This is a genomic window from Escherichia sp. 20412-1, from assembly GCF_003027595.1.
GTDB lineage: Bacteria > Pseudomonadota > Gammaproteobacteria > Enterobacterales > Enterobacteriaceae > Escherichia > Escherichia marmotae.
Window position 1 is genome coordinate 1 of the sequence record NZ_PYQM01000048.1, and the last position, 26,329, is coordinate 26,329.

Annotated in this window: 19 protein-coding genes and 8 pseudogenes; 12 read left to right on the plus strand and 15 right to left on the minus strand. The window is 45.3% G+C overall.

From position 1 onward, the window contains the following. On the plus strand, positions 1-97 hold a 97-nt coding region (locus C7B16_RS21035; RefSeq protein ID WP_143192617.1), incomplete at its 5' end, for a transposase domain-containing protein. 15 nt (positions 98-112) lie between these two features. On the opposite strand, the pseudogene C7B16_RS21040 reads toward C7B16_RS21035, so the two are convergent. The 3 genes and pseudogenes from C7B16_RS21040 to C7B16_RS21050 all read right to left on the minus strand — a co-directional run. Then, a pseudogene (locus tag C7B16_RS21040) lies at positions 113-622 on the minus strand (phosphoethanolamine transferase domain-containing protein); the annotation flags it as partial. Between the two features lie 173 nt (positions 623-795). Further along, positions 796-1,536, minus strand: coding sequence for an outer membrane protein (locus C7B16_RS21045; protein WP_059251996.1), 741 nt, complete (start codon positions 1,534-1,536; stop codon positions 796-798). Positions 1,537-1,753: 217 nt separating this feature from the next. Further along, the gene (locus C7B16_RS21050) at positions 1,754-2,122 is read right to left on the minus strand and encodes a hypothetical protein (RefSeq protein WP_001275822.1); all 369 of its coding nucleotides are present in this window, start codon (positions 2,120-2,122) and stop codon (positions 1,754-1,756) included. A 733-nt stretch (positions 2,123-2,855) separates the two neighbouring features. On the opposite strand from C7B16_RS21050, the pseudogene C7B16_RS21055 reads away from it, so the two are divergent. Further along, positions 2,856-3,202, plus strand: a pseudogene (locus C7B16_RS21055) (GTP-binding protein); the annotation flags it as partial. 285 nt (positions 3,203-3,487) lie between these two features. On the opposite strand, the pseudogene C7B16_RS21060 reads toward C7B16_RS21055, so the two are convergent. The 3 genes and pseudogenes from C7B16_RS21060 to pgtP all read right to left on the minus strand — a co-directional run. Next, positions 3,488-3,725, minus strand: a pseudogene (locus C7B16_RS21060) (winged helix-turn-helix domain-containing protein); the annotation flags it as partial. 192 nt (positions 3,726-3,917) lie between these two features. Next, positions 3,918-4,317, minus strand: a pseudogene (locus C7B16_RS21065) (transposase); the annotation flags it as partial. A 429-nt stretch (positions 4,318-4,746) separates the two neighbouring features. Further along, positions 4,747-6,111 carry a phosphoglycerate transporter PgtP gene (pgtP, locus tag C7B16_RS21075; RefSeq protein WP_000948759.1) on the minus strand — a complete coding sequence of 455 codons (1,365 nt, stop codon included), beginning with the start codon at positions 6,109-6,111 and terminating at the stop codon, positions 4,747-4,749. A gap of 398 nt (positions 6,112-6,509) precedes the next feature. Here pgtP and pgtC point away from each other — a divergent pair, with 398 nt between their 5' ends. The 4 genes and pseudogenes from pgtC to C7B16_RS21095 all read left to right on the plus strand — a co-directional run. Next, the gene (gene pgtC, locus C7B16_RS21080) at positions 6,510-7,727 is read left to right on the plus strand and encodes a phosphoglycerate transport regulator PgtC (protein WP_106378739.1); all 1,218 of its coding nucleotides are present in this window, start codon (positions 6,510-6,512) and stop codon (positions 7,725-7,727) included. Then, entirely contained in the window at positions 7,724-9,733 is a 2,010-nt protein-coding gene (gene pgtB, locus C7B16_RS21085; RefSeq protein ID WP_000790440.1) for a two-component system sensor histidine kinase PgtB, read from the plus strand. The genes pgtC and pgtB overlap by 4 nt, the downstream gene beginning before the upstream one ends. Next, the gene (gene pgtA / locus C7B16_RS21090; protein ID WP_001350112.1) at positions 9,723-10,970 is read left to right on the plus strand and encodes a two-component system response regulator PgtA; all 1,248 of its coding nucleotides are present in this window, start codon (positions 9,723-9,725) and stop codon (positions 10,968-10,970) included. The genes pgtB and pgtA overlap by 11 nt, the downstream gene beginning before the upstream one ends. Before the next feature lie 30 nt (positions 10,971-11,000). Then, a pseudogene (locus tag C7B16_RS21095) lies at positions 11,001-12,380 on the plus strand (IS4 family transposase); the annotation flags it as partial. A gap of 26 nt (positions 12,381-12,406) precedes the next feature. Here the strand turns inward: C7B16_RS21095 and C7B16_RS21100 are convergent. Together C7B16_RS21100 and C7B16_RS21105 are read right to left on the minus strand one after the other, a co-directional pair. After that, positions 12,407-13,105: a substrate-binding domain-containing protein gene (locus C7B16_RS21100; RefSeq protein WP_107180095.1), complete on the minus strand. Its 699-nt coding sequence runs from the start codon at positions 13,103-13,105 to the stop codon at positions 12,407-12,409. Beyond that, entirely contained in the window at positions 13,105-14,157 is a 1,053-nt protein-coding gene (locus C7B16_RS21105) for an ABC transporter substrate-binding protein (protein ID WP_000700642.1), read from the minus strand. The genes C7B16_RS21100 and C7B16_RS21105 overlap by 1 nt, the downstream gene beginning before the upstream one ends. A 209-nt stretch (positions 14,158-14,366) precedes the next feature. Here C7B16_RS21105 and C7B16_RS21110 point away from each other — a divergent pair, with 209 nt between their 5' ends. Continuing rightward, positions 14,367-15,434, plus strand: a complete 1,068-nt coding sequence (locus tag C7B16_RS21110; protein WP_029130986.1) for a FecCD family ABC transporter permease — start codon at positions 14,367-14,369, stop codon at positions 15,432-15,434. Continuing rightward, entirely contained in the window at positions 15,431-16,204 is a 774-nt protein-coding gene (locus C7B16_RS21115; RefSeq protein ID WP_107180096.1) for an ABC transporter ATP-binding protein, read from the plus strand. The genes C7B16_RS21110 and C7B16_RS21115 overlap by 4 nt, the downstream gene beginning before the upstream one ends. A 238-nt stretch (positions 16,205-16,442) precedes the next feature. On the opposite strand, the gene C7B16_RS21120 is transcribed toward C7B16_RS21115, so the two are convergent. Next, complete coding sequence (locus C7B16_RS21120) at positions 16,443-17,111, minus strand: TetR/AcrR family transcriptional regulator (protein WP_042057791.1); 669 nt, start codon at positions 17,109-17,111, stop codon at positions 16,443-16,445. Between the two features lie 212 nt (positions 17,112-17,323). Between C7B16_RS21120 and C7B16_RS21125 the strand changes: the two genes are divergently transcribed. The 3 genes from C7B16_RS21125 (at position 17,324) to C7B16_RS21135 (ending at position 20,085) form a co-directional block, all read left to right on the plus strand. Then, positions 17,324-17,905, plus strand: coding sequence for an O-methyltransferase (locus C7B16_RS21125; protein WP_224922625.1), 582 nt, complete (start codon positions 17,324-17,326; stop codon positions 17,903-17,905). A gap of 136 nt (positions 17,906-18,041) precedes the next feature. After that, positions 18,042-19,337, plus strand: a complete 1,296-nt coding sequence (locus tag C7B16_RS21130) for a PHB depolymerase family esterase (RefSeq protein WP_001143169.1) — start codon at positions 18,042-18,044, stop codon at positions 19,335-19,337. Between the two features lie 58 nt (positions 19,338-19,395). Further along, positions 19,396-20,085 (plus strand): tetratricopeptide repeat protein, encoded by a 690-nt coding sequence (locus C7B16_RS21135; RefSeq protein WP_107180097.1) that lies wholly within the window; start codon positions 19,396-19,398, stop codon positions 20,083-20,085. Between the two features lie 141 nt (positions 20,086-20,226). Here the strand turns inward: C7B16_RS21135 and C7B16_RS21140 are convergent, their stop codons facing one another. Next, positions 20,227-21,525 carry an anaerobic C4-dicarboxylate transporter gene (locus C7B16_RS21140; RefSeq protein ID WP_000262203.1) on the minus strand — a complete coding sequence of 433 codons (1,299 nt, stop codon included), beginning with the start codon at positions 21,523-21,525 and terminating at the stop codon, positions 20,227-20,229. Between the two features lie 65 nt (positions 21,526-21,590). Continuing rightward, the gene (locus tag C7B16_RS21145; RefSeq protein ID WP_042057794.1) at positions 21,591-22,310 is read right to left on the minus strand and encodes an aspartate/glutamate racemase family protein; all 720 of its coding nucleotides are present in this window, start codon (positions 22,308-22,310) and stop codon (positions 21,591-21,593) included. Between the two features lie 350 nt (positions 22,311-22,660). Here C7B16_RS21145 and hypT point away from each other — a divergent pair, with 350 nt between their 5' ends. Next, the gene (gene hypT / locus C7B16_RS21150; protein WP_042057797.1) at positions 22,661-23,599 is read left to right on the plus strand and encodes a hypochlorite stress DNA-binding transcriptional regulator HypT; all 939 of its coding nucleotides are present in this window, start codon (positions 22,661-22,663) and stop codon (positions 23,597-23,599) included. A gap of 94 nt (positions 23,600-23,693) precedes the next feature. Here hypT and yghD read toward each other — a convergent pair. The 4 genes and pseudogenes from yghD to C7B16_RS25680 all read right to left on the minus strand — a co-directional run. After that, a pseudogene (gene yghD / locus C7B16_RS21155) lies at positions 23,694-24,216 on the minus strand (GspM family type II secretion system protein YghD). A 264-nt stretch (positions 24,217-24,480) separates the two neighbouring features. Further along, on the minus strand, positions 24,481-24,984 hold the full coding sequence (cdiI4, locus tag C7B16_RS21165; RefSeq protein ID WP_042057828.1) for a CDI system immunity protein CdiI-o11: 504 nt from the start codon (positions 24,982-24,984) through the stop codon (positions 24,481-24,483). After that, positions 24,984-25,520: pseudogene (locus C7B16_RS25675) on the minus strand (hypothetical protein); the annotation flags it as partial. The pseudogene C7B16_RS25675 and the gene cdiI4, both read right to left, overlap by 1 nt. Continuing rightward, a pseudogene (locus C7B16_RS25680) lies at positions 25,506-26,143 on the minus strand (hemagglutination protein); the annotation flags it as partial. The pseudogenes C7B16_RS25680 and C7B16_RS25675, both read right to left, overlap by 15 nt. Positions 26,144-26,329: the final 186 nt, after the last annotated feature.

Sequence of the window (26,329 nt, forward strand, 5' to 3'; positions counted from 1 at the left end):
AGCGTATCTGCGCCATATCCTGAGCGTACTGCCGGAATGGCCCTCCAACCGTGTTGACGAACTGCTGCCATGGAACGTAGTTTTCACCGATAAATAAGTGTCAATACGGCGCTCTGTTGACGCTTACCAATGTGTCAGTTGTCCCCACAACAGTTCCTTTAACCATCCGCAACGGCCAGCTGTTTACTGAGCATAATACGAACAGCAGCAGTGCCAGCCAGTTACGGTGACCGCGGTGGTGTGTTCGCCAGAAAATCACCATGAATACCAGAATCGCGGCACTGACCAGAAAATGATAAACAGGAATCATCCCGGTAAACTCCGCTGCCTCATCAGTTGTGGTCTGCAACAACGCGACAATAAAACTGTTGTTGATTTTACCGTACGTCATACCGGCAGGCGCATACAGTGCACAACAGAACAGAAATAACAGAGCTGTAATGGATGTGAGGGTATTTCTGTGTGCAAGGAGCAGAAGGAGAAACAGAAGCAGCACATTTCCTGTTGCATTCCTCTCAGTGTATCCGCATGCAATTGTGGTTATTGTAGAAACAACAAAAAAGAACAAAAACAATAAAATCCGGGGTGTATTTCCCGGACAAAACAGTTTTCTGATATTCATCGGAGTATATCGACAACATTATTATGAAGAGAACAGGATAATAAAAATCAGAAATTATCTGTGAAACAGATAACCCTGCAGTAATAGACTGCAGGGTATTTCTGTTTAATTGCAGAAGATACACAATTATCTTAATTGCTAAATATACGTATTATCGTTCAGGAGCAGTGTCGTCAGAAGTTATAAGTCACACCAAGCATGATGTCATGACTTTTAACATCAACTTCTGACTTATATTTATCGCCCCACTCGTCCTTGTAACTCACACTGCTGTCACCTGCATCAAGATAGCGATAGCTGAGGTCCAGAGCGATACCCGGGGTTACGTCATAGCGGACACCCGCGCCAAGGCTCCATACGAAGTTGTCAGCAGAGCCTGAACGTGACAACGATTCGCGACCACTGCTTCCGTACTCATAATCCCAGGTACTGATACCGGTTGCTTTCTGGTGAATTCTGGCGTAACCAATCCCTGCGGATACCCATGGTGTGAATGCACTGTCGTTCCGGAAATCATAGTACGCATTCAGCATCAGAGTGTTGACTGACACTTCATTCTTCAGGTCATCACGCCAGTAACCACCTGACCAGCTGTCTTTATCTACGTTATACTTCGAATCAGCTTTTCCACGCGCGTAAAACTCCAGTTCTGTACGAACCGGAATACTGAACTGCGGATAAAAATCATAACCGGCCGCAATACCGCCACTGAATACCGTTTCATGGTCATCGCCGCCTTTATACTTTGATGTTTCTTCCTCATCTCCTGACAGGAAACGCTGGTCTGAAAGTGACACCACAGAGGCACCGGCTTTACCGGTCAGATAAAAACCGCTTTTACCTTCCTCAGCACCTGCATTTGCTGCAAATACACAGGCTGCGGCCACCACTGAAACAACAAAAACCTTACTCATTTCAATTATCTCCATTATTGTATCATCATTTTAATATATATTTTTAATATTTAAAAACCGGACTAAAGGCAGCCTCAACACTCCACACTACGGAAGCCAGACTTTTACTCTACACAAAATAAATATATCTTCTCAGTGAGGACGTGAACGCCTGTCTGAAATTATGTGAATACAACCTCCCCAGAATACAAACAGGCAGGGGCACTGGAGTAACCGATCACAATACTTCTGCCTTTTTATATTTTACCGATAATCTCCGTTTAATATAGTTCTTACCGATTTCATAATCGGGGTTCCATGTAGATAAATTATGAACACCTATTGCTACTGCACTCGCCACTCCCAGAATTACGGTTGGTGACCATAAAGAACCAGCTAAAGCTGTACTCCTGTACTCAGTATATACACGACAACTTAATTTCGTTTTCTCTATTTCATGCTCCACTCTTTTTACCGTTTCACTAACATCGGAAACATTTTCGATCACAAAACTCTTACGTTCATAAATAAGCTTGCTTAATGTATTTATATCTAAAAATTTCGCATCAAAAGAATCAATCTGTACTGTTTTTTCTTGTGCTGACATCTTCTTTTCCTGGCTGGTATGGCAAGTGACGGAGACAAGAGAAACGTTTTAAGCTCAGTTATCTCCGCCATCACTTTCCACGAATAACAAGTAATTTTTCCTATTTTAAAACCATGCAAAAGGCAGGGTAAAAGGAGAAAATTAGATCGAATCGATCGACAAAATCGATCATACATGATGAAGATTTCTTATCGAATCCATAAAAATAGTGACAGCTAACCGGCGTTGCAGGAACAGTCAGAAATGGGCATTTGGGAAAGAGCCATAGCACTACGTCGTCGCTGACATAGAGGAACTGTGCTTTGTTGATAAGATCCTTTATACGGCAACCAATCCACTGGACAAAAGATGAACTACGTAATCACCGGGTTCTCACTGACGAAATACAGAAGTTAATGACACAACTGTGCCATGTACCTTGTACAACAGCGGTGGAAAGTTCTCAGAACAATGGAATTGCAGAAAGGTGTTAAAACGATGAAAGCCTTCATACCCAAATCGAATGTAAGAACGGCAGTAAAGACTGAATTGCGTAACCTTGAAGTAGCTCGAGTATTACACTGCATAGTGTGCAGGGTTATCTCCCATCGAGAAAATATCGGCGCCAGCGAATAACGTCACCTTAGATGTAGCAGTTGCCAAATAGTGACTCAAGGGCGGGCTTACCGCATACACTGACACTTAGCGGATCGACAGAATATTATTAGCAGATCATCCCTGAACGCTACGTAATTATCGTAATAAAGGCTTTTTCTGGCTACCAGGAAGACCTGACATGGCTCTGCTCTGGAACCAGGCCGCAGGAAGCATCAATCTGGAGTTTATCAGCTACTGGAGTTCCGGTGTATTGGCAGCCCCTGATAATCACCTGACCCACGAAGAGCGCTCTGCTTTGCAGAAACTCTGGGGCGGTTTGGAGACAGGAGATGCCATTTAACGATTATAGGACGTTCTGATGAAGTCCATGATTTTACCTCCGCCTTAATTAACTTTTTTCTTTCTGAAGAATAAATTGTCTGGTGGCAATCAGGTGGCATTTTCCCGGATTCCTGGCCCGCTAATATATCCCGGCTGAACTGACGATTAACGCGATATTGCAAATATGGCATCTGAATCGATCATGATTTGGCGGCATCCATCTCCGTTCACAGTTTGGCATGCTTCCGATCATTGATTGGCATCCAGCCAGTCACTCCGGGAATTAACTCTTTTCACCGCAGTCTCCATTGCCGTGTTTAAACCAATGGAGACGTCAATGTCCAAAAAGAGAATATCCAGGAGCACTATGGATACCTGTTTTAAGATCCTTCAGCTCAAGTTCGACCAGAAGCTGGCTAACCGTTGTATCGGACTTGCAAAACACCAATGGGGATTGATCTCTATTTTGCGACACAGACGCATTATCAATACATCGATGGTGCGATCAAATACCTCAGTGGTCTCACCGTGGATCAAATCCAGCAATTGCTCACAGATTAAGACTCGTCGGGAGTTTTGAGCCAACGCCAGCAGTAACCCATATTCACCTTGAGTGAAATCTACAGGCTGTTGATGAGCATCAACCAGCACGTAACGGTCCGGGATTAAGTGTCCAGCCGTTAAAAAAACCACTCTACTACCCTGCTCGACCTAAGCCTCGGCGTTCAGCCGCCTGAACGGGTATGGCAAGGGTGAAAAGAAACAGCATCCCCAAAGTACCGACCAGACGACAGGATGATGCTGGAACAGAAAGCATACGCACCTCCCTTAGAATTAGACAGTGCGTACAGGATACGTAAGACAGGGTGACGGGGCGGCGATAAACCCCGAACACATGGCAGAGTGTGACCACCGGATAATGCGCTCTGAGTTTCCCGATTATCGGGAACTATTCAGGAAGTCTGATATCAAGAGCGCGGTAGCCTTTTTTAATATCGTATTTTGTTCCTCCAGACGACGCACCTGCTTTTCCAGCTCACGAATACGTTGCTGCTCTGATGTGAGTGGTGCTGCAGCAGAAGGCGTGATCTCCTGACGTTCCCGTCTGAGCTGACGTACCCATGCCTCCAGAGTAGAGAAACCAACATTCATAGCTTCAGTAGCTTCCCGGTATGAGTAACCGTTATCAACGATAAGTTGGGCGCATTCCAGTTTAAACTCAGGAGAGAAGGTACGCTTTGTTTTCTTGTTGTTTTATGTTGTGGTGAGAATATCACCTTTAATCAGGTGGCCAAATTTACTGTGCCACTACAACCACTACACATAGATGCTAGTATATTCTTTTTAACATCATTGACACATTCCTGGTATGTCGAAAAAAAAACAGAGGTTTCTTTTACAATATATCCACAATCATAACATTGATACCATTTCCAGCCTTTTTCCTGAATATAGGAAATATGTAGAAAAAGTGGCAAGACCGATTCGTCTGAGTATCCCTGTTTTTTAGCATTTTCAATGCATAACAATTGCGAATTATATGCGTTATCTGATTGAGACAAAAGATATCCATTTTTCTCATGACAATACCATCTCCATTTATTGTCATCAGTCTTATAAAATTTCCATATTAATCTCTGATTTCCAGATATCTTATAAATCATAATATACTCCACTCCCCAGGGAGACGGCCCTGGGGAAGGTAATCAGTGTTCTTTTATATATGCGGCTCTGTGACGTTCAAGTTCAATTGCACCACGATGTGATAACCAGCAGAAAATGATGCAACAAATAATACCGCAGCCAAGAAGATAAAATCCGCCATGCCAGCCAATATGATCGACCATAATACCAAACAGGCTGGTGCCCAGAGACGCACCGAAGATATAGCTCATAAAACCGCGTAAGCCTACTGCAGAACCAACAGCAAAGCTGGGAACGATCTCCATAGTCTGAACGGAAGCCAGAAATTGTGGAACGTAAATCAGGCAACCAACAATGGCAGCAAAAATTGTCACCATAAACAGCGATTCACTTTTCCAGTAGCCAATCAGGCAAATGAAAATCAGCGCCATACAAATCATCGCCAATGGCATACGACGCCCTTTAAACAGTTTGTCTGACAACCAACCGGCAAGTAGCGTGGAAGGGATTGCGGCCCATTCAAAAAATAAAAACGCGACGCTCATTTGTTCTTTAGAAAAATGTTTCACCGTCAGCAGGTAAATAGGCAACCAGCTAATCATCCCGAAGCGCACCATGTATACAAATACGTCAACCAGTGAGACATACCAGGCATTTTTGTTGCGTAATACATAAGTGCAGAAAATCTGAAAGGCGCTCATGTTTTCTGGTGCTTTTACCGTCTGTCGGGTATTCAGGACGACTTTTTCTTCCGGCATCATCTCTTCCAGAGAGGGTAGACCTTCCTGACGTGGGGAACCTTTACCGAGAATCAGCACAATTACCGCAAAAACGATAGCCACGCAGGCCGGAACGATATAGCTCGCACCTTGCCAGTGCTCGCTGCCGAGTAGGGCAAAAGCGGCACCAACAATAGGGGCAACAATACCACCACCGACGTTATGAGAGATATTCCAGAAAGCACCAACCCGACCACGCTCCCGGCGAGGGAACCAGTTAGCAATAGTGATGAAAGAAGGACCAACGCCCATTCCCTGGAAAAGACCATTCAGAACAACCAATGCCGCAAAAATCCAGAATGCAGTGCTGAATCCCAGGCCAACGTTAACGATGGCACATAACACCAGCCCACACGCCATAAAGACTTTCGGACTGGCTTTATCGGCAAGGCTACTCATCACTCCTTTGCTGATACCATAGGCGATAAGCATACAGCTACTCAGTACGCCAATTTGTGTGGCGCTGAGATCTAATTGCTCTTTAAGATAAGGCGTCGATAAAGTGAAATTATTACGCACGATATAGTATGCAAGATACCCCAGAAATACGCTAAGTAACGCCTGCATACGATAGCGACGATATGTCACCTGAATTTTCTCCACCGGAACACTATCCGCCGATTGCCCCGTTTTAAATATTGATAACATGTCTTCACCTGTATTTTATATTGATATGAACATCAGGAGTATTCTGACAATGAGAGTCATATAATTGAGATGAAACATCAAACTGAAAAAATGTGTCACAATTGACACAAAATAATAAAATCAAAGCCTGTTTTTGACCCATTTTATTGATGCATAGACAAGGTAGATTTATGCTTTATCTGGTTTGTTGTTAGCATGTGCGGATATTAACAAATCTCATGCTGATTATCGGGTAATCTCTGATTAATATATTAACGGTCTCTTTGAGCAGACGTGTTATCAGACGAAGTGTCTGAAGCGGGTAATTTTTGTCTCAATGCGATTTTTGCGGTGTATTAATATTTATGACCTGGATCACAAACCGATTTTTTAGTTGGTGCGAAATCGGCATCAAAACCATGATTCTTTTACTGTTGCTGATGGACGCCGGGGCCGTCAGGGCTCAACGAAATGAACTGGTGATGGCCACCACATTCTCACCCGGAGCTACCGCGTGGATAATACAGCGCTGGCAAACAGAGCCTGAGTCGGTAATGATCCGTACGCTTAACCGCACCAGTGCCTCACTGGAACAGTTGCTTGATACGGCCAACGTAGAAAACGTCGATCTTATCCTGACTTCATCACCAATGCTGCTCCAGCACCTTCAGGAGCACCAGAAACTGGCCCCGTTTGATGATGCACCCGCAGAAAGCCAAAACCTGGTGCCGGAGTCGATCCGTGCAACCTCCGTTGCAGTAGCAATATCAGGTTTTGGTCTGCTCATTAATCGTCCGGCGCTTTCTGTAAAACACCTTCCTGCCCCTGCTGACTGGGACGATCTTGCTTTGCCGATCTATCAGGACGCTTTATTGATGAGTAGTCCGTCGCGTTCAGATACTAACCATTTAATGGTTGAGTCATTACTACAGCAAAAAGGCTGGGTGAAAGGATGGGAAACGTTGCTGACAAGTGCAGGAAACCTGGTGACAATCTCCTCCCGCAGTTTTGGCGTAGCCGATAAAATAAAAAGCGGACTCGGCGTTGCCGGCCCCGTTATCGATAACTATGCTAATTTACTGTTAAATGACCCCCATCTCTCTTTTACCTATTTCCCCCGGTCTGCGGTATCCCCCACCTACATTGCAATTCTCAGGAAAAGCCCACACGCCGATGCAGCCCGTCGCTTTATTCACTACCTGTTAAGTCCGAAAGGACAGCGTATTCTGGCCGATGCCAATACAGGAAAATATCCGGTGACACCACTTGCCGCAGACAATCCGCGGGCAACGCAACAACAGCTCCTGATGAATCAACCCCCGCTGAATTATCACCTTATCCTGAAACGTCAGCGTCTGGTGCAGCGCTTGTTTGATACGGCAATTAGCTTTCGGTTAGCACAGCTAAAAGATGCCTGGCGAGCGCTGCACAGTACCGAGGCACGTCTGAAGAAACCATTACCAGAAATACGTGCACTGTTAACACAAGTGCCCGTTGCAGCGGCCAGTAGTGAAGATCCCGTCTGGCTGGCACAGTTCGATAACAAAAGCTTTGCCGAGCAGCAAATGATGGAATGGCAACTCTGGTTTCTGAATAACCAGCGCCTGGCGATAAAAAAACTGGAAGAGCTGAAATGAAAAACATAACGCTGTGGCAGCGTTTAAGACAGGTCAGTATCAGTACCAGCTTACGTTGCGCATTTCTGATGGGGGCACTTCTGACCCTGATTGTCAGTAGTGTCAGTCTGTATTCATGGCATGAACAAAGCTCACAAATTCGTTACTCGCTGGATGAGTATTTTCCCCGTATTCACTCTGCTTTCCTTATTGAAGGGAACCTGAATCTGGTGGTAGACCAACTAAATGAATTTTTGCAGGCTCCCAACACCACGGTGCGATTGCAACTTCGTACCCAGATTATTCAGCATCTCGACACCATAGAACGGCTTAGTCGGGGACTGTCATCCCGGGAACGCCAACAACTGACGGTCATTTTGCAGGACAGTCGATCACTGTTATCCGAGTTGGATCGTGCGCTTTACAACATGTTTTTACTACGGGAAAAGGTGAGTGAGCTATCAGCGCGGATTGACTGGTTACACGATGATTTTACTACCGAGCTTAATTCTTTAGTGCAGGATTTCACCTGGCAGCAGGGAACGCTGCTGGATCAAATCGCCTCCCGACTGGGCGATACGGCGCAATACCTGAAGCGATCTCGTGAAGTGCAAAATGAACAGCAGCAGGTTTATACCCTGGCACGCATTGAAAATCAGATTGTTGACGATCTGCGTGACAGACTCAATGAGCTCAAATCAGGACGTGATGACGACATACAGGTGGAAACTCATATCCGTTATTTTGAAAATCTGAAAAAAACGGCAGATGAAAATATACGTATGCTGGATGACTGGCCTGGCACCATTACCCTGAGGCAGACCATCGATGAATTGCTGGATATGGGAATCGTAAAAAACAAAATGCCGGCTACGATGCGTGAATATGTCACCGCCCAAAAAGCCTTAGAGGATGCCAGTCGCACCAGGGAAGCGACACTGGGTCGCTTCAGAACGTTACTGGAAGCGCAGCTTGGCAGTACTCATCAACAAATGCAGATGTTTAATCAACGAATGGAACAAATTGTTCGCGTTAGCGGTGGGCTGATCCTGGTGGCGACAGCACTGGCGTTACTGCTGGCATGGGTATTCAACCATTATTTTATCCGCTCACGGTTGGTGAAACGCTTTACCCTACTGAATCAGGCCGTTGTGCAAATTGGTCTGGGAGGCACGGAAACGGCTATTCCTGTTTATGGGAATGATGAACTGGGGAGAATTGCAGGATTATTACGCCATACTCTCGGGCAGCTCAATGTGCAAAAACAGCAACTTGAACAAGAAATTACCGATCGAAAGGTGATAGAAGCCGATCTGCGAGCCACCCAGGACGAACTGATTCAGACAGCGAAGCTGGCGGTAGTCGGGCAAACGATGACCACGCTGGCCCACGAGATCAATCAGCCGCTAAATGCGCTGTCGATGTATCTGTTTACAGCCCGCAGGGCCATTGAACAGACCCAGACAGAACAGGCCAGCATGATGCTTGGTAAAGCCGAAGGGGTGATTGGTCGCATTGACGCCATTATCCGTTCACTACGGCAGTTTACCCGGCGCGCCGAACTGGAAATATCACTCCATTCCGTTGATTTAGCACAGATGTTCAGTGCGGCCTGGGAACTTCTGGCCATGCGTCATCGCCCTTTGCAAGCTACGCTTGTTCTGCCGCAAGGTACAGCCACAGTTTCAGGCGATGAGGTCAGAACCCAGCAGGTACTGGTTAACGTACTGGCGAATGCGCTTGATGTTTGTGGGCAAGGCGCTGTCATTACCGTTAACTGGCAAATGCAGGGTAAAACGCTGAACGTATTCATTGGCGATAATGGCCCGGGCTGGCCTGAGGCATTGTTGCCTTCGTTATTGAAGCCGTTTACCACCAGTAAAGAAGTAGGACTGGGTATTGGTCTTTCAATTTGTGTGTCGTTGATGGAGCAAATGAAAGGTGAATTACGGCTGGCATCAACGATGACCAGGAATGCCTGTGTGGTACTGCAATTCAGACTAACGGATGTGGAAGATGCTAAGTAGTGAATATTCGATTCTGCTGATTGATGATGATGCTGACGTGCTGGACGCCTACACACAGTTACTTGAACAGTCAGGCTATCGGGTTTTTGCCTGTAACAATCCTTTTGAGGCGCAGACGTGGATACAACCAGACTGGCCAGGCATTGTGCTAAGTGATGTGTGTATGCCTGGCTGCTCTGGTATCGATTTGATGATGTTATTTCACCAGGATGATCAACAGATCCCCATTCTGCTTATTACCGGGCACGGCGACGTGCCAATGGCAGTTGATGCGGTAAAAAAAGGCGCGTGGGATTTTTTGCAAAAACCGGTTGATCCCGGCAAATTGCTTTCTCTGGTTGAAGAGGCGCTACGCCAGCGTCAATCAATCATTGCGCGTCGTCAGTATTGCCAACAGACGTTGCAGGTGGAGTTGATAGGGAGAAGTGAATGGATAAATCAGTATCGGCGACGTTTACAGCAGTTGTCTGAAACAGATATTGCCGTCTGGCTCTACGGTGCCCCAGGCACAGGACGGATGACCGGTGCACGTTATCTGCACCAATTTGGACGTAATGCACAAGGCGAATTTATCTACCGCGAGCTGACACCAGACAATGCACCACAGCTTAATGATTTCATTGCGCTGGCTCAGGGGGGAACATTAGTGCTCAGCCATCCTGAACACCTGACGCGTGAACAGCAGTACCATCTGGTTCAGTTACAAAGCCAGGAACACCGACCTTTTCGCCTGATTGGTATTGGAGACACTTCGCTGGTCGAGCTGGCCGCCAGCAACCATATCATCGCGGAGCTCTATTACTGCTTTGCAATGACACAAATCGCTTGCCTGCCATTAACTCAACGCCCCGATGATATTGAACCACTGTTTCGCCATTACCTTTGTAAAGCATGTCAACGGCTTAACCATCCTGTTCCGGAAGTGGGAAAAGAGATGCTCAAAGAGATGATGCGCCGCATGTGGCCAAATAATGTGCGAGAGCTGGCCAATGCAGCAGAACTATTTACTGTAGGAGTATTACCGCTGGCAGAAACAGCAAATCCGTTGATGCACGTCGGAACCCCGACACCGCTTGACAGACGAGTGGAGGACGCTGAGCGACAGATAATCACAGAGGCACTTAATATCCATCAGGGGCGTATCAATGAGGTTGCTGAATATTTACAAATCCCACGGAAAAAACTCTATCTCAGAATGAAAAAATACGGTCTTAGTAAGGAGCATTATAAAATTTAACCATCAGACTTGTGAGCTTGTTCATAATGTTTACTTTCTGATTGTTATTCATGGGCTAACGAGCAGTTTGGACATGCCCGTCTCGGTGATCCGCGTCGTACACGACGCCTTGTGTCACTGGCCTCTTCTCTCGCTCAGCATGCAGGTCTTTCTATTGTGAAATCATCCCAGTCCACTGCTCAGGTTGAAGGTGCGTACCGCCTGATACGTAACCCGTCTGTGTCCCCGCAAGCCATTGCCGAAGCCGGATTTACCGCCACTGTAAGGGCATGTGAGGCTCATCCGCTGCTCCTCGCGCTGGAAGACACCACCACCATTAACTTCAGTCACAGTACGGCATCTGATGACCTGGGGAATACCACCACTAACCCGAAGACGCGCGGGCTGCTGGCTCACTCTGTCCTGATGTACGCCCCCGACAGCGCCCTGCCAGTCGGTCTTATCGAACAGCAGCGCTGGAGTCGTGCCACGGACACCTACGGTGTTAAGCACCAGCGAAAAGAACGACCCTGTGAAGAAAAAGAAAGTTACCGCTGGCAGCAGGCTTCGGAGCGCATGGCCGAACGGCTGGGGGAGATACAGAAACGGGTAATCACTGTCTGTGACCGGGAAGCGGATATCTGGCATTACCTGCATTATAAAGTCAGCCACGGGCAGCGCTTCGTGGTGCGTGCAGCACAGAATCGCCGGCTGGAAGAAGCACCCGGCAAGCTCTTCGAACTGCCGGAAGTCCTGGCAACCGCGGGAAGCCACACGCTGAATGTGATGCAAAAAGGCGGGCGGGCAGCCCGCCAGGCCCGGATGTTCATCAGTTACAGCGAAGTCAGCATAAAAAATCCCGACAACAGCGGCCAGGCGCTCCCGCTCACGTATGTCTGTTGCCGGGAGCAGGCAGAGGACGGCGCCTGCTGGCATCTGCTGACGTCAGAAAAAGTGGCGAGTGCCGCCGATGCGCGACGTATCGTCAGCCATTACGAGCGACGCTGGCTGATAGAGGAATACCACAAGGCGTGGAAAAGTGGTGGTACATGTGTGGAATCGCTGCGAATGCAGACCCGGGATAACCTCGAGCGCATGGTGGTTATCAAGGCGTTTATCGCGGTGCGGGTGCTGGGCCTGCGGCAGGGCGGTATCAGTGAAGAAACACAAAATGACAGCTGTGAGAAAATACTGACGCCGACAGAGTGGAAACTGCTGTGGGTTAAGCTGGAAGGAAAACCGCTTCCGTCACAGACGCCGACACTGAAATGGGCCTGTCTGAAACTGGCGAAACTGGGGCGATGGCATGACAGCAAACGCACAGGCCGCCCCGGTTGGGTAGTTATGTGGGATGGCTGGTTCAGACTTCAGGATATGCAGGATATGGTTGAGGGTTACCTGGTGATGAAGTCTCTTGATCAGGAGATCTGATCAAGAGACAGCTGTAAGACAGGGGGCTATAACGTACCTGGAGGCATAAACCCATGCTGTTCAAGTATACCTCTGGCAACAGGTGAAACTAAAAAGTCGGCAAGTGGCAGGGCCTTATCGGTCAGACAGGCAAATCCATAGATAGCAATCGGATTATAAGGTTCCGGTATTTCTATAACTTTTACTGAATCAATTGATTGCAAGCCAGGAGCGTAATTGGCATAACCGATGAACAGATCAGTATAATCATTTTCAATTAACCACTGCGCTGCTATCGCATTTCCTGGAAGAGGAAACAAATGCCTCCCCCCAACTAATGCTACAGCCCGTTGCCTTATTTTTTCACCGACACTCCCCATATTTTCAAACAGTTCCTGAGTGTAATCACCAGATGGATCACATCCCGCCGTTGATGTTCCGATTCGCAATGTTTCCCGATTTAATAAAGAATACCAGTCGTCATTCTCATTGAATTTATTCGCCCGAACATACAAACACAAACGATTTCTGGCAAAAGGTTTAATACACAATGCTCGTCCTGCGGACATTAATATCTGTGGGTGAGTCATATTGGCTGATGCAAAAAAATCGCATGCCTCACCCACCTCAATACGCTCCCTTAATATACCCGCTGGTCCAAAATCACACTGTATATTATCGGCCTGATACTCTGACACAAGTGATTTCCATACCCGGCGTAAACTGCCCGCAGCAAGCACTCGCATTAGTCTTCACCCTGATAATCAGTACGGTAAAACGTTCTATACCAGTCATTGACTATTTTATGCATATCAACATCATTGAATTTTTCTGGATACAGCTTTTTCGCCATCCACAATTCCCCAATCCCCATAGCCTCGGGCATCGGATAGCCCCATGCTTTGGCATACTCTGGCATCAAATAAACACGATGATTTTTGACAGCATCTATTACCTGCCACTGTGGGCTTGACTGTATTTCATTCACTACAGCAGGATAACGATTCTGCACAAAAATTACCTGAGGATTCCATTCAATGACTTGCTCTATCGAGACCTGTTTGAAACCTTTAATGGTGGAAGCGGCGACGTTTACTGCGCCAGCATGTTTCATCATTAATCCTGTATATTTTCCGGAACCATAAGTGGTCAATTCAGGATTCGCCATATAGGCACGAACACGCTGCTCTTCGGGTAGAAGTTGCAGCCGGTTACTCACCATTCTGCAGCCATTTTCAGTTGCCTTGATTAACGCTTTAGCTTCTTCAGGCTTATTGATTATATTACCAATCAGCATAATCCCTTCATATAACCCTTTTACGTAAGCCTGTTCTTCATCTGCCATGACTGGGTTAAGTTTATTTCTCTCCCCCTCATCGTCATGCCGCAAAGAGATCGCTACTGCCGGAATTCCCAGACTACTGATTTTATCTATCATTTCCTGCGGAGCATAATTGGTGACAAAAACGACTTGCGGATGCAAAGCCACCAATTTTTCGGCATCAACATGGGTTAAATCGCCTAATGACGCCTTGTTGCTCAGTTCTGGCGCAAGACGTGCATAATTACTGCCAAGCTGTTGTTTCCAGTTTGACATAACACCAACGATTTTATCAGTTGCATTCATCTGCACTAAAAGATTCAACGTTTGATGCTGGAGCACCACGATACGATCAACTTTGTCGGGTACTTTCACCTCCCGACCAATCTGATCGGTGAAAGTTCGTTCAGCTTGCGTAGTAAATGATAAAGAAAGCAAAAAAATCAGTAATAAAAACAACTTATTATTTATTTTCATATTCCATCACACTACAAATCGGTATATAAATAACTATATATCGAAATGGTAGCACCAGTCAGGCTGTGGGAAAAGCGATTCCGGTATATTTTTGATGTGACCATATGTAGAGAATGTGACGTTTATGTGTTCAGCAGAGGTTTTCAATTCCGTTATCTGTAACCCTGAATACGCATGATCATAATAGCAAAGACAAAGGAGTCGTTACGTTGCCGCACCCTATCCATTCACCATCGCCTGAGACGATAAAATATCAGTACCATCAACTTGTACATAAACGGATTATACTGATTTCAATAATAACGCTGGCGATGCTCTCCTCACTATTTCTGGACATCATACTGGGCTCTTCCAATTTGCCAGTCAGTGAGCTAAGGCATGCTTTAGCTCATCCGTTTAGTCGTGATACCAGCGTCCATGTCATTGTCTGGGAAATACGATTACCCTACGCCTTAATGGCTTTATTGGTTGGCATGACGCTAGGACTCGCGGGGGCAGAAATGCAAACTATCCTCAACAATCCATTGGCAAGTCCCTTTACACTTGGAGTCTCTTCTGCGGCAGCATTTGGTGCAGCTCTGGCGATTGTATTAGGAATTGGTATTCCTGGTATATCGGCAGCATGGTTTGTTCCTGCAAACGCGTTTATATTTGCTCTTCTGTCATCGTTATTACTTGATAGCATGTCTCGTTGGCTAAGAATAGCAAGCTCAGGCATGATTCTGCTGGGTATAGCATTGGTATTCACGTTTAATGCTCTTGTGGCAATAATGCAGTTTATTGCGGATGAGGATACACTCCAGGGGCTGGTATTCTGGACAATGGGAAGCCTGGCTCGTGCATCCTGGAACAGACTGGGTATTTTATCAGGCGTATTTATCATTGTTTTTTTATGGTCATTTTCCCGCTCATGGCAACTTACGGCATTACGCATGGGAGAAGAAAGAGCGTTAAGTTTTGGTATCAATGCACAGCAACTGCGTCTTTCCTCCCTGTTACGTATAAGTTTGCTTGCAGCATTATCGGTAGCCTTTGTTGGGCCGATTGGTTTTATCGGTCTTGTCTCTCCACATATTTCCCGGATGCTATTTGGTGAGGAACATCGTTTCTATCTAACAGGAAGTGTATTAACCGGAGGTCTGGTTCTTTCACTGGCTTCAATTGCCTCGAAAAACATTATTTCGGGTGTCATTATTCCAATAGGCATCGTCACCTCGCTTGTGGGTGTTCCATTATTTATTAGTATTATTCTGCGCTATCGCAGGAGTTTGTTATGAAAGGTCTTTCACTGCATAAATTAAATGCAGGTTATCAGAGAAAAAACGTAATATGTGATCTTAGTTTACCTGAACTGCAACGAGGAAAAATAACAATCATTCTGGGACCAAATGGTTGCGGTAAATCGACATTGTTACGTGCACTGGCGGGACTGAATAATGCCAACGGTAAGGTATTTCTTGATGGTGTCAACCTAATGCAAATGCCATTTTCTGCGCGTGCCGACAGTACAATATTTTTGCCACAGTTTTTACCACATGATGTGCATCTGAATGTGTTGGAATCTATTCTGGTTTCCCTACGCGCGTCAAAGATGGGCGGGAAACATGAAAAAACACAATCAATAGCTATTCTCAAACAACTGGGGATAGAACATCTGGCCTTTTGTTATCTGGATCAACTATCCGGAGGACAACGACAACTCGTCGGTTTGGCACAATCATTGGTCCGTAATCCATCGATATTACTACTGGATGAGCCACTAAGTGCATTAGATTTAAACCATCAGTTCCATGTTATGAATTTAGTAAAAAGTGAGACTCGTAATCGCAATATAGTCACCATTATGGTAGTTCACGACTTAAATATTGCACTACGATATGGTGATTATGTCGTTATGTTAAAAAAAGGCAAACTTATTGCCAGTGGAAAACCCAAAGAGGTCATTACGCCAGAGAATCTGGCTAATGTTTATCGCATCCGTGGACGAATAGAGCATTGTTCTCAGGGCTTGTTACAACTTATCGTTGATGGTGTCATTCCGGATTAACAAAATGGATGGAAGATTTCTCTCCCGGCACTTCTCATCACTTTTTGACACCATCATCAACGATGGTTAACTAAAAAAGTGTTCCCTTTGATGATGAGTTTGTTTATATGCAGCATGAGGATTAGCTCGTGCTTTATATCAGAACTCACCTCATATAAAAACGAGTAATTTTCAACTTTTCAAGGTCCAATGCAAGGTCAATTTACAATGAATGCCCTGTTGGCCTAAAATACACCCATCAAATACTATTTTTGATCCCTTGTATAACGGTTTCGATACGCTCTTTTATTTCCTCTAGTTGCTGCTGACGACCTTCAGGTGTTAATGTCTGATCTTCGTTCAGATCCAAAACCCATCGACGTGGAATCAATGCACCAAAAACAATATCCATTAACATCCCCGCACAATTCCCCGTATTTTTAACAGTAATGCGTCCTTGAGCTTGCTGAATATCCAACCACTCAATTAACAGTTCTCTTGAGCGAAGTGTTTTAGTTGCATATAAATAGTCTGAAAGATCTGGAAAGAGAATAGACTCACGCGTCATTAATTTTAATAACGCTTCTCTCTCTTTAGCATCTTCCTGACTTATATCTAATCGGAATATGCGAAACAGAGCTTCATTAAGAGGGAGCTCTTCATTTTCCGGTCTCGGAAGATCGAGAAACAGTGCTTTATATTCCTTAATAACTTCAGAAAAAATTTCTTTTTTATTGCTGAACACTTCATAAATCGTTCTTTTTGATACTTTTGCCCGGCGGGCAATTTCTGTGGTTGAGGTTTGAGCAAATCCAAGCTCAATGAAGGCACTGTACGCCCCAATAACTATTGCTTTTTTACGCTCATCAAGTCCCGCGATTTTTGGCCTTCCCCGTCGTACAGGTCTCTTCACTTCGCTCTCATTCATCAAAAACTTTTGCTCCTGCATTCTTTTTTGGTACTTGACCAGTACCAAAAATCGTATCACTATACTGACAACATGAGCAATAATCATAACATGACATATGAAAACAACCAGGTAATATCCATTTCATAACATACAGGTCTTTATTCATGAATCGATTAAATAATAGCGTCTGTCCCATTCGCGATCCGCAGGTTATACGTGTTCTGGAACGTATGAATAATGAACGCAAACATCCTCCGCAGGAACTGTTTCTCGACGCTCCGGCACTCGATCCTGAAAAATTTTCCCGTTATGGTTTTTCCATTTCTCCTGAGCAAGGAGAGCTAATCTACTTGCTCTGTCGAGCAATGAAAGCCACTCGTGTTGTCGATTTTGCTACGTCTGTAAGTATGTCAGCACTCTATTTTGCAGCAGCAATGAAAGATAACGGTGGAGGACTGGTGATTGGCTCTGAAATGGTCCAGGAAAAGGCAGAAATGGCGTGCAAAAATTTGGCAGAAGTCGGCCTGACATCTTTTGTTGATATTCGTGTCGGTGATGCGAGAGAAACCCTGAAAGATCTTGGTGGCCCTGTTGATTTTATTCTTATTGACGGTTTTCCTCTTGCTGACGGCCCAAGCCTTGCTCGTCAGGTTACTGAGATCGTTGCGCCACAACTGCGAGTAGGTGGATATATATTAAATGACAATGCAGAGCCTGATTTTTTAGATTATATTCGTAACCCACAGAATGGTTTTATTTCTGTAACATTACCGATAAAACGAGGTACAGAGTTAGCACTAAAAATAAGTTAACGATATAATCACATATAATTTACAACAAAATCATTACATTTCCAGGAAAACATAAACCGGAAATATAAAATTGAAGACATTATAATTTTTGTCCATACTGATACCCGTCTGATTTTATCAAAACAAGGGAGAATTTATGCCGACACGTAGAGAGTTTTTAATTAAAAGTATTGCAGGTGCTTTAATTGTCTCAATGCCTCACATTGTATTCGCCAACACAAACAACAAGGCAATCAATGCTACAGCTATTACGCAAGTCTTTGGTGATGGCGTTAGACTTATTGCAATAGCGGTAGAATTCGAAAAAACTGTAAATAAAAAAGACCTTTCAACAGCAGCATTTGACGTAAAAGATCATCATATTGATAAGATATTTGTCAGCCAGTCCACAGATTTGGTTGAAGCAAAATCAGGCAAATTCGTGATTCTTGAACTGGAGCACAGCAAACCACAAAATGAATGGCAAGAAACTATAACAGACCACACAATAAAAAAAACACCCCACAAGCAAGGAGAAGGTAAACCCTCCTGGGTTGCAGGAGAAAAACTAAACCAAACTATTAAATATAAAGATGCTTCTGCTACAGTGATTACACAAAACATCACGCTGGAAACTAACGCCGTTTCCAATCTGGTGGTGGATAATTTTAGACAAGATGAATACAAAGACAATGAAAGTGGAAAAACACTAAAATATAATTTCTTTATTCCCGAAGAACAAGATAAGCCATTACCACTGGTTCTTTTTATGCACGATGCTGGAGCTACCAGCGCACAAGTTACAACAACACTGTTTCAGGGACTGGGCGCAGTAATTTGGGCAGAACCAAGAGAACAACAAAAACGTCCCTGCTATGTTTTAGCTCCTCAGTATGATGAAATAATTGCTGATGATGACTGGCGTACTTCACCATTGCTTGATACAACAATAAATCTTGTTCAGCATCTGATAAAAAAACACAAAATAGATCCTGAACGTATTTATGTTACTGGTCAGTCAGGGGGATGTATGCTGGCCATCGCAATGAATATCAAATACCCTGACTTTTTCACAGCGAGTTACCTGGTTGCAGGAAAATGGGATGCAGAACAGGTTGCACCAATAGCTAAAAACAAATTGTGGTTTATGGCCTCAGAAGATGATGAAGGAGCTTTTCCCAGTTTCAACACTATTACTGAACGTCTTGAGCAATCTGGTGGAAAGGTTTCCAGGGCAGCATGGAATGGTCAATGGGATCCTGAGCAATATCGATTTGCTGCCGACATGTTGTTTGAAGAACAAAGCAATATCCGTTATACCGCCTTTATCAAAGACAGTGTATTTGATGAATACTCTTCACGAGAAGGTGCAAGCGGACATCGTAACACATGGCGTATTGCTTACAGCATCGAGCCTGTTCGGGAATGGTTATTTAACCAACGCAAACAATAAAAAAACAGCCCAGACTGTCATCGGATATCGTGCTGGCAGTCATTTTCCGGGAGACCGCATGAAGAAACTATTATTCGCAATTTTATTTATCTCTGTATACGGATATGCAAATATTCCTGAAAAAATGAGTATTAATGAAATAATAACACGCGCTGTTCAGGGAGATGCTGAAGCGCAAGCCAGATTAGGCGAAGCGTATCTAAACGGAAACAACAATCAGACGATAAATTATACTCAGGCTTTTGAATGGTTAACAAAATCAGCAGCCAGTGGTAACTCTCGCGCAAAACTGGGCTTAGGGATTTTATACCTTAACGGCTACGGCGTACCTTTTGATTATACAAAAGCATTAGCGTTTTTTAAGCAGGCTGATGCCCTCGGAGAAATGAAAGCGGCACGTTATCTTGGAATTATTTACGAAAGAGGATTAGGGGTCACTCAGGATTATAAAAAAGCGGCAGAATACTATAAAAAAGGTGATAAAAATAATGATATTACAGCACAATACCGTCTGGCAAAACTTTATGAACAAGGTAACGGTGTAAAACGTGATTATCAACAAGCGATAAACCTTTACCTTAAACATATCAACAGAATGGATCACATCACTGCCCCCAGTTTTGTGGCTCTGGGTGATATCTATTCTCTGGGATTGGGGGTAGAGAAAAACCCACAACTGGCTGAAAAATGGTATAAAAAAGCGATAGATGCAACTAATACACAACATAACCAAGAAATAAATCATTAAACGACAACACTTAATACCATATTGTGAAGATGTTCAGACATGGCGGAATTCCCCTATTCTTTGTTGGCGCTTACAACAGACTATATTCCGCCATATCTGTCTTTATTGTGTATAAACCATCGATACTGATGTTTGATAGTGCTAAATAATCATTGGCGCAATCACAAAGCCTAATGCCACTCCAGCAATAATTCCCCCCAACCCAGGCAGCATAAATGGATGATTCAGCACATATTTGCCTACACGAGTTGTGCCGGTAGTATCAAATTCCATGGCAGCCAGTGATGTTGGATACGTTGGCAGTACAAATACTCCGGTGACGGCCACATAGGACGCCAGAATTGCCCAGGTGGGCACGTCAAGCGCGACGGCAAGCGGGATAATTAACGGCGTGGTCGCACCTTGCGAGTAGAGCAGCGCGCAAGTGCCAAAAAGAACCAGCGCCAACAACATCGGATACGCCTGCAAAATATCACCAGCAATATCTTTAATCTCAGTTAAATGCGCATCAATAAAAGTGGTGCCTAAGGTTACAATGCCGAGAATTACCGCCAGCGAACTCATCCCCGCACGGAATGTGGAGGTGAGAATAATGGCATCGGTCGCCGTCTTACACAGCACCACCATCAGGCAGGCGGCAGAGAGCATACAGATAATAATGATATCGCGTGTTTCCATCGGTTTACCGATATCAAAACCCGGACGCAGTTGGGGGAAGGCAGCAAGAATAACAATAGCGACCGTCGCCAGCAGGAACAATCCGACGGAGAGCGTCGCACCTGGCTTGATGCTGCTATTATTCTCGTATTTTTGCACCAGTCCTTTTTGCAGGCGCTCAAGGTAGACCTCGTCATCCTGCAACTCACATCCCTGTCGGGAAGCAATAAAAGCGGCGACCATCGCGGCAGCAAAAGAGGTGGGAAGACATACCGACATCACTTGAATAAAACTGACACCGTTTACCTCCATAATAGTGAGCATAGCCGCCATTGCGGCGCTGATCGGCGAACCGGAAATCGCAACCTGCGAAGCGACAACCGAACCGGCAAGCGTGCGGGAAGGACGGATACCGGACTCTTTCGCCACTTCAGCAATCACCGGCAGCGTGGAAAAAACAATAAACCCAGTACCGGCCATAATGGTCATAGACCAGGTGATAATCGGCGCGATTATGTTGATATATTTCGGGTTACGCCGCATAAAATTACCAGCGACGCGTACCAGATAATCCATTCCGCCTGCGGCCTGTAAGGCTGAGGCCGCCACAACAACGGTCATAATAATCAGGATCACGTCGACTGGCGGCGACCCCATAGGCAGACCAAATCCCAGAGTCAGAATGGCAAGCCCAAGCCCGCCACATAAACCAATACCGATTCCCCCCTGGCGAATACCAAAAAATATTGCACCAAGTACTACGATAATTTCCAGCCAAACCATAATGTTCTCCGTTATAAATATAATTCAGTTAAAAGCGAATAACTTTCTGGCTGCGATTTAAATGATTATTGGGTTAAAAGATAATGTTTACCGACACGATTTTCGTACCATTTTATTCCGGCACGAACGAGTGACGCCGTTGAGTCAATATAGCGGGAAGGCTGCTCTTTAACGGCTTGCGCCAGAATAACCGGAATTTCTGTACAACCAAGAACAAGGATTTCTGCACCGCGGGAAAATAATATTTCAGCCTGCTCATTCATCAACTTTTGTGCGTGCGCTATATTGCCAGCTTTCAAGGAATAAATACTTTCCATCACTTTTTTCTGACCGTCGGCATCGGGGCTGACACAGGTAAGTCCCAGCGACTCAATTCCTTTTTGGTATAAACCCATATATAGCGTGGCATTGGTGGCTAACAAGCCAATTCGGGTTTTACCACAGGCGCGAACTTCATTGATCGTAGTTTCTACGATACTTAATATATCAATATGACAAGCATCTTTTAATTCTTTGAACCAGTAATGCGCGGTATTACAGGGAATAACAATGCATTCTGCCCCGGCATCTTCCAGCTTATGCATATAATCACGCATAACGGGTAATGGTGAACGCCCATGATGCATTAATGCATCGGTACGGTCAGGAATATCCGGGATCGAAGAAATAATTAAAGGAATATGTTCCTGATCACATTGTGCAGCGGTAAAAGTTACAAATTTATTAAACAGGTCGACGGTAGCTGCCGGCCCCATTCCACCGAGTACACCAATTAAACCTTTCACAATACCTGCCTCTCAAAACGTTAATGACAATACGCGGTAAATAACTGCTGCTCTCTTTTTTAACAGTCGAAATGGGCGATGAGAAATGCAAGGTTGTACAAGGTGATGCAAGACACGCATGATGCAGCTATGGAACATTCCGCTTATTCACCATAGTGATGATGTATTCTGGTTATCTGACGGAAAAATTTCGTTTTTTTGGCGAAATGTGATATCAACGTCAATACCGGAAATGAAGGGATTATGCACAAAACGAATGATAAAGGCCAGGTTGTGCGAATTGAGAACATTATTTTTATTGCCGGGATGTTTTATTATGTCTTTGGATTGAAAATACAGGTGCCATGGTAATGAAGAATATCGAGACAAAATGGTTATACGATTTCCTGACACTGGAAGCCTGTCGCCATTTTTCTCAGGCGGCAAAAGAGCGTAATCTTTCGCAACCCGCATTCAGCCGACGAATTAAGGCGCTGGAGGCAGCGATCGGCGTTGTTTTATTCGATCGCACGACCACCCCTTTACAATTAACCGAAGAGGGCAAGCTCTTTCATTCCCAGACTCGCAGCTTATTACAGCAGCTTGAATGCAATTTGGGGGAGTTAAACGGCCAGAGTTTACTCGGCGTTCCCAACATTAAAATTGCAGCCGCGCACTCACTATCCCTGAGCGTATTACCCAAACTGGTGCATTCACTTACCGCCTATGGCGGAGAATTTGTCTATCATGTTGAAGCCATTGATGTTGTCCAGACCGTAAATACGTTACGCGAAGGCAAGAGTGACTTTATTATTTCGTTTCGCGATGAAGATCTTATGCAATCGCCTTTTTGCTGCCTGAAACTGTTTGAATCTGAGTTGTACCCGGTATGTGCCGCCGACGCACAGGGGCACCCTGTATTCGATATCACTCAGCCCCAGGTTCCTTTGCTCAACTATACCGCCACATCTTATATGGGCAGGTTGGTCAATCGTCATCTGGCAGAGGTTGGAGGTATTACCGGGCGCACGATATTTATCTCTTCGATGAGCGAGTTATTAAAGAATATGGCGCTCAACGGATACGGCATTGCCTGGTTACCGATCTGGTCGATCGTCGATGAACTACAGACCAAACGTCTGATATGCCTTGATGCTGCTAAATTGACAGTCCCCATTCAGGCTTATATTTACCGAATGAACACCCGACTGAATAGAACCGCCGAGAACCTCTGGCGTATTTTACAGGAACATATGCCAGACGATTTAATCCAGCAGATATCAATGGAAGAGCCAGCACGCCGCAATTGACGACGTGCAATAAAAGGCCAGGCGACGCCAGCCCTTATTCGACTGGCGTTTCTTTCGGAAGAATAATACTGTCGATACCTACTCCCTGAATACGCTACCCCCGCCCAAACTCCAGTCGCTGCACATTCACCATCCCTGGCTTCTCACCTGCGCTGACATCAATTTGTGTCACCCGCAGCGCATATTTTTCATCCAGTGCTTTTAACCAGTTCGCAGGTCATTAAACACCACCGGATCTATCCAGACCTGAATATTCTCCCCACGCTCGGCTATTCGCTTAATGACCACTGAGTGCGCGGAAGCTCTGTCGCTGATGACCCGCGATACCTGTGCTGGCGTTGTCGTGCCGGATTTTCGCGCCGCAATAATATCCGGCGCGGCGCTCTTCAGTCGCGCGTTCATCGCCACCAGCTGCTGCAACATCGTCTCCTGTTGCTCAATCCGTTCGCTCAACGGCTGCCAGATGAGGACGTAATATCCGGCACTACCGCTGCCAGTAACGTGCCTTTTTCACGCGGAGAACGCCCCGCCAGGTGTTGTGTCAGCCAGTGTTCGCCACGGCTTAACTGGCATTCACGCCATTGCTGAAAATAGTGAATAAATTTATCGCGTAACATGTTATTTCCTCCGCAACGTTACGCCGCCGGAAACCGCTTCCTGTTCGTCAGGCCAGCATTTTGCATCCAGCTTCCTTCAGATTTCACCTCGCGATGAACACCCTTGCCTTCCGCTAACACTTCCCCTCACCGGGTGTGTGGAGGACTTTCACCTCTTAGTCGTTCTTCAGCCACCACAGTTGAAGAACAGCGCCGGGCATGGCGCTACGCGCCATGCCCGGCGCACACACAAAAATCCCGCCTGTGATGGGCGGGATATCTAGGTTAACCTTTGCAGCGACTCAAGGCCAGGCGAAGACCTGAGCCGATTTCGGTTGGGGAACTGTCTGCAGGAAGCACCACATAGTCAGATTCATTGATCCTGTTACCACTCCATGCTTCCAGCTTTTCATGGAATGAAGGCCGGGTTGTGATAACATCATTTACCAGATGGATACCAACTTTTTTCATGTTTTTAAATAATGCACGTTTAGTTCTATAACCATACTTCTCCATCAGAGTAGCTATCCAAGCTGCATATTGCTCTTTACTTTTTTCAAGATCGAAAAAAGCTACTCGCTCTTCCAAAACATCTAGTGTACGGCTGTCAGACAATGCCTGTAGGATCTCCTCACCTAGGCTTTTATCATCTACATCAGGCTGTAATAAACGTGGTGAAAACAATGGATCTCTGCCTGTCATTCCTAATCCTGAATAAGTTTCAACACTCAAAAAATCTGGTGTAACAAATATATTCGCCCAGTAATCCTGATCTTTATTAAAAGCCATTATTTCACCTGCGTTACCGTCACTTTGACGCCCTGAGATTTACCGTACTCAATAGCCCTGTTTATTTCTGCCCACTGTGTTTTAGTTGTGTCAGCAGGAATAACGAGCTGTATCTCTCTGTTAAAGATCATTGATGGAGTTAATTCTCGCCCAGAGAGTGCATATTCTTTAAACTTAGCCGCAGCATCGATTTTTCCTTTTATCGAACCGTAAACCTGATTCGGATTAGCCAATTTCGCCATAGTTTGCGTATCCATTGATTTTACACTGGTAGCAGTTTTGGTAGCACCATCATAGTAATCAAAGGTCTTAAAGTTCTTTGGTAAACGGGCATCAGCGGGAAGAGATTTCCCAACATAATCCTCCCACAGCATACCCTGTTTCATATTTTCCTGTTCCCACTGCATTCCAACTTCTGTTGCTTTGACCGTCGCAGTCGCTGTATTGCGACTCATGAATGATATAGCCGCTTTGGTTTTATCTTTTACCAGTAAACCTCCGCTGACCAGCATGGCCTGATTTTCAGGATCGGAAGCAACACGCCAACCAACTTTTCCGTCGCTGGATTGCCGCCCTATGACTTTCCCATTACCAGCGCTGACTTCCAAACGTCCGATAACTGGCTTAGAGTCCGCTCCTAAATTACCTACAAGATCCAATGCCTTGTTTCGAGCAGTTTCCCAGTTTTTCTCTGGCTTGAGGATTTGTTCAATTTTAGGCTGGGAATTCCCTTTAGCCTTACCAATTCCCCCAAATGCTGACGCCGCAGCGCTCGCGACTATTCCCGCCTGAACTTCATCCAGACCGTATTCTTTCTGGAGTGCTTCCGAGACTTTATTGGTCGCGACAATCCCTTCGGCCTGCATTTGCTGCGCAAAAGTCGCCGTCAGATCGTAGACCATCTTGATCGGGATATCTTCACCCAGAGCACGATCTATTGCCAGCTTCACCGCCAGACTGTCAGTCAGTACATCACCGTATTTCTGCTGGCAGGTTGCCGGGCGGCTGCACAGTCACTGATCAGTTGCGTCTGCTGTGCCGTACTCAACTCTTCGTACTTTTTGATAATACCGCCGCAGTCACCGCCTTTCGCCTGACAGGACTTCATTTCAGCGGAGCAGGCATCTATCTGCTTATTGCTCAGGTAGTTATTCTCAACAACAACCACAGGGGATTAGAAGCCTTTTAGCCTGAAATATTTTGCGAGAGCACATCCAATACTAGACTAGCCCCCAGAATCTCCAGACAACCAATATCACTTAAATAAGTGATAGTCTTAATACTAGTTTTTAGACTAGTCATTGGAGAACAGATGATTGATGTCTTAGGACCGGAGAAACGCAGA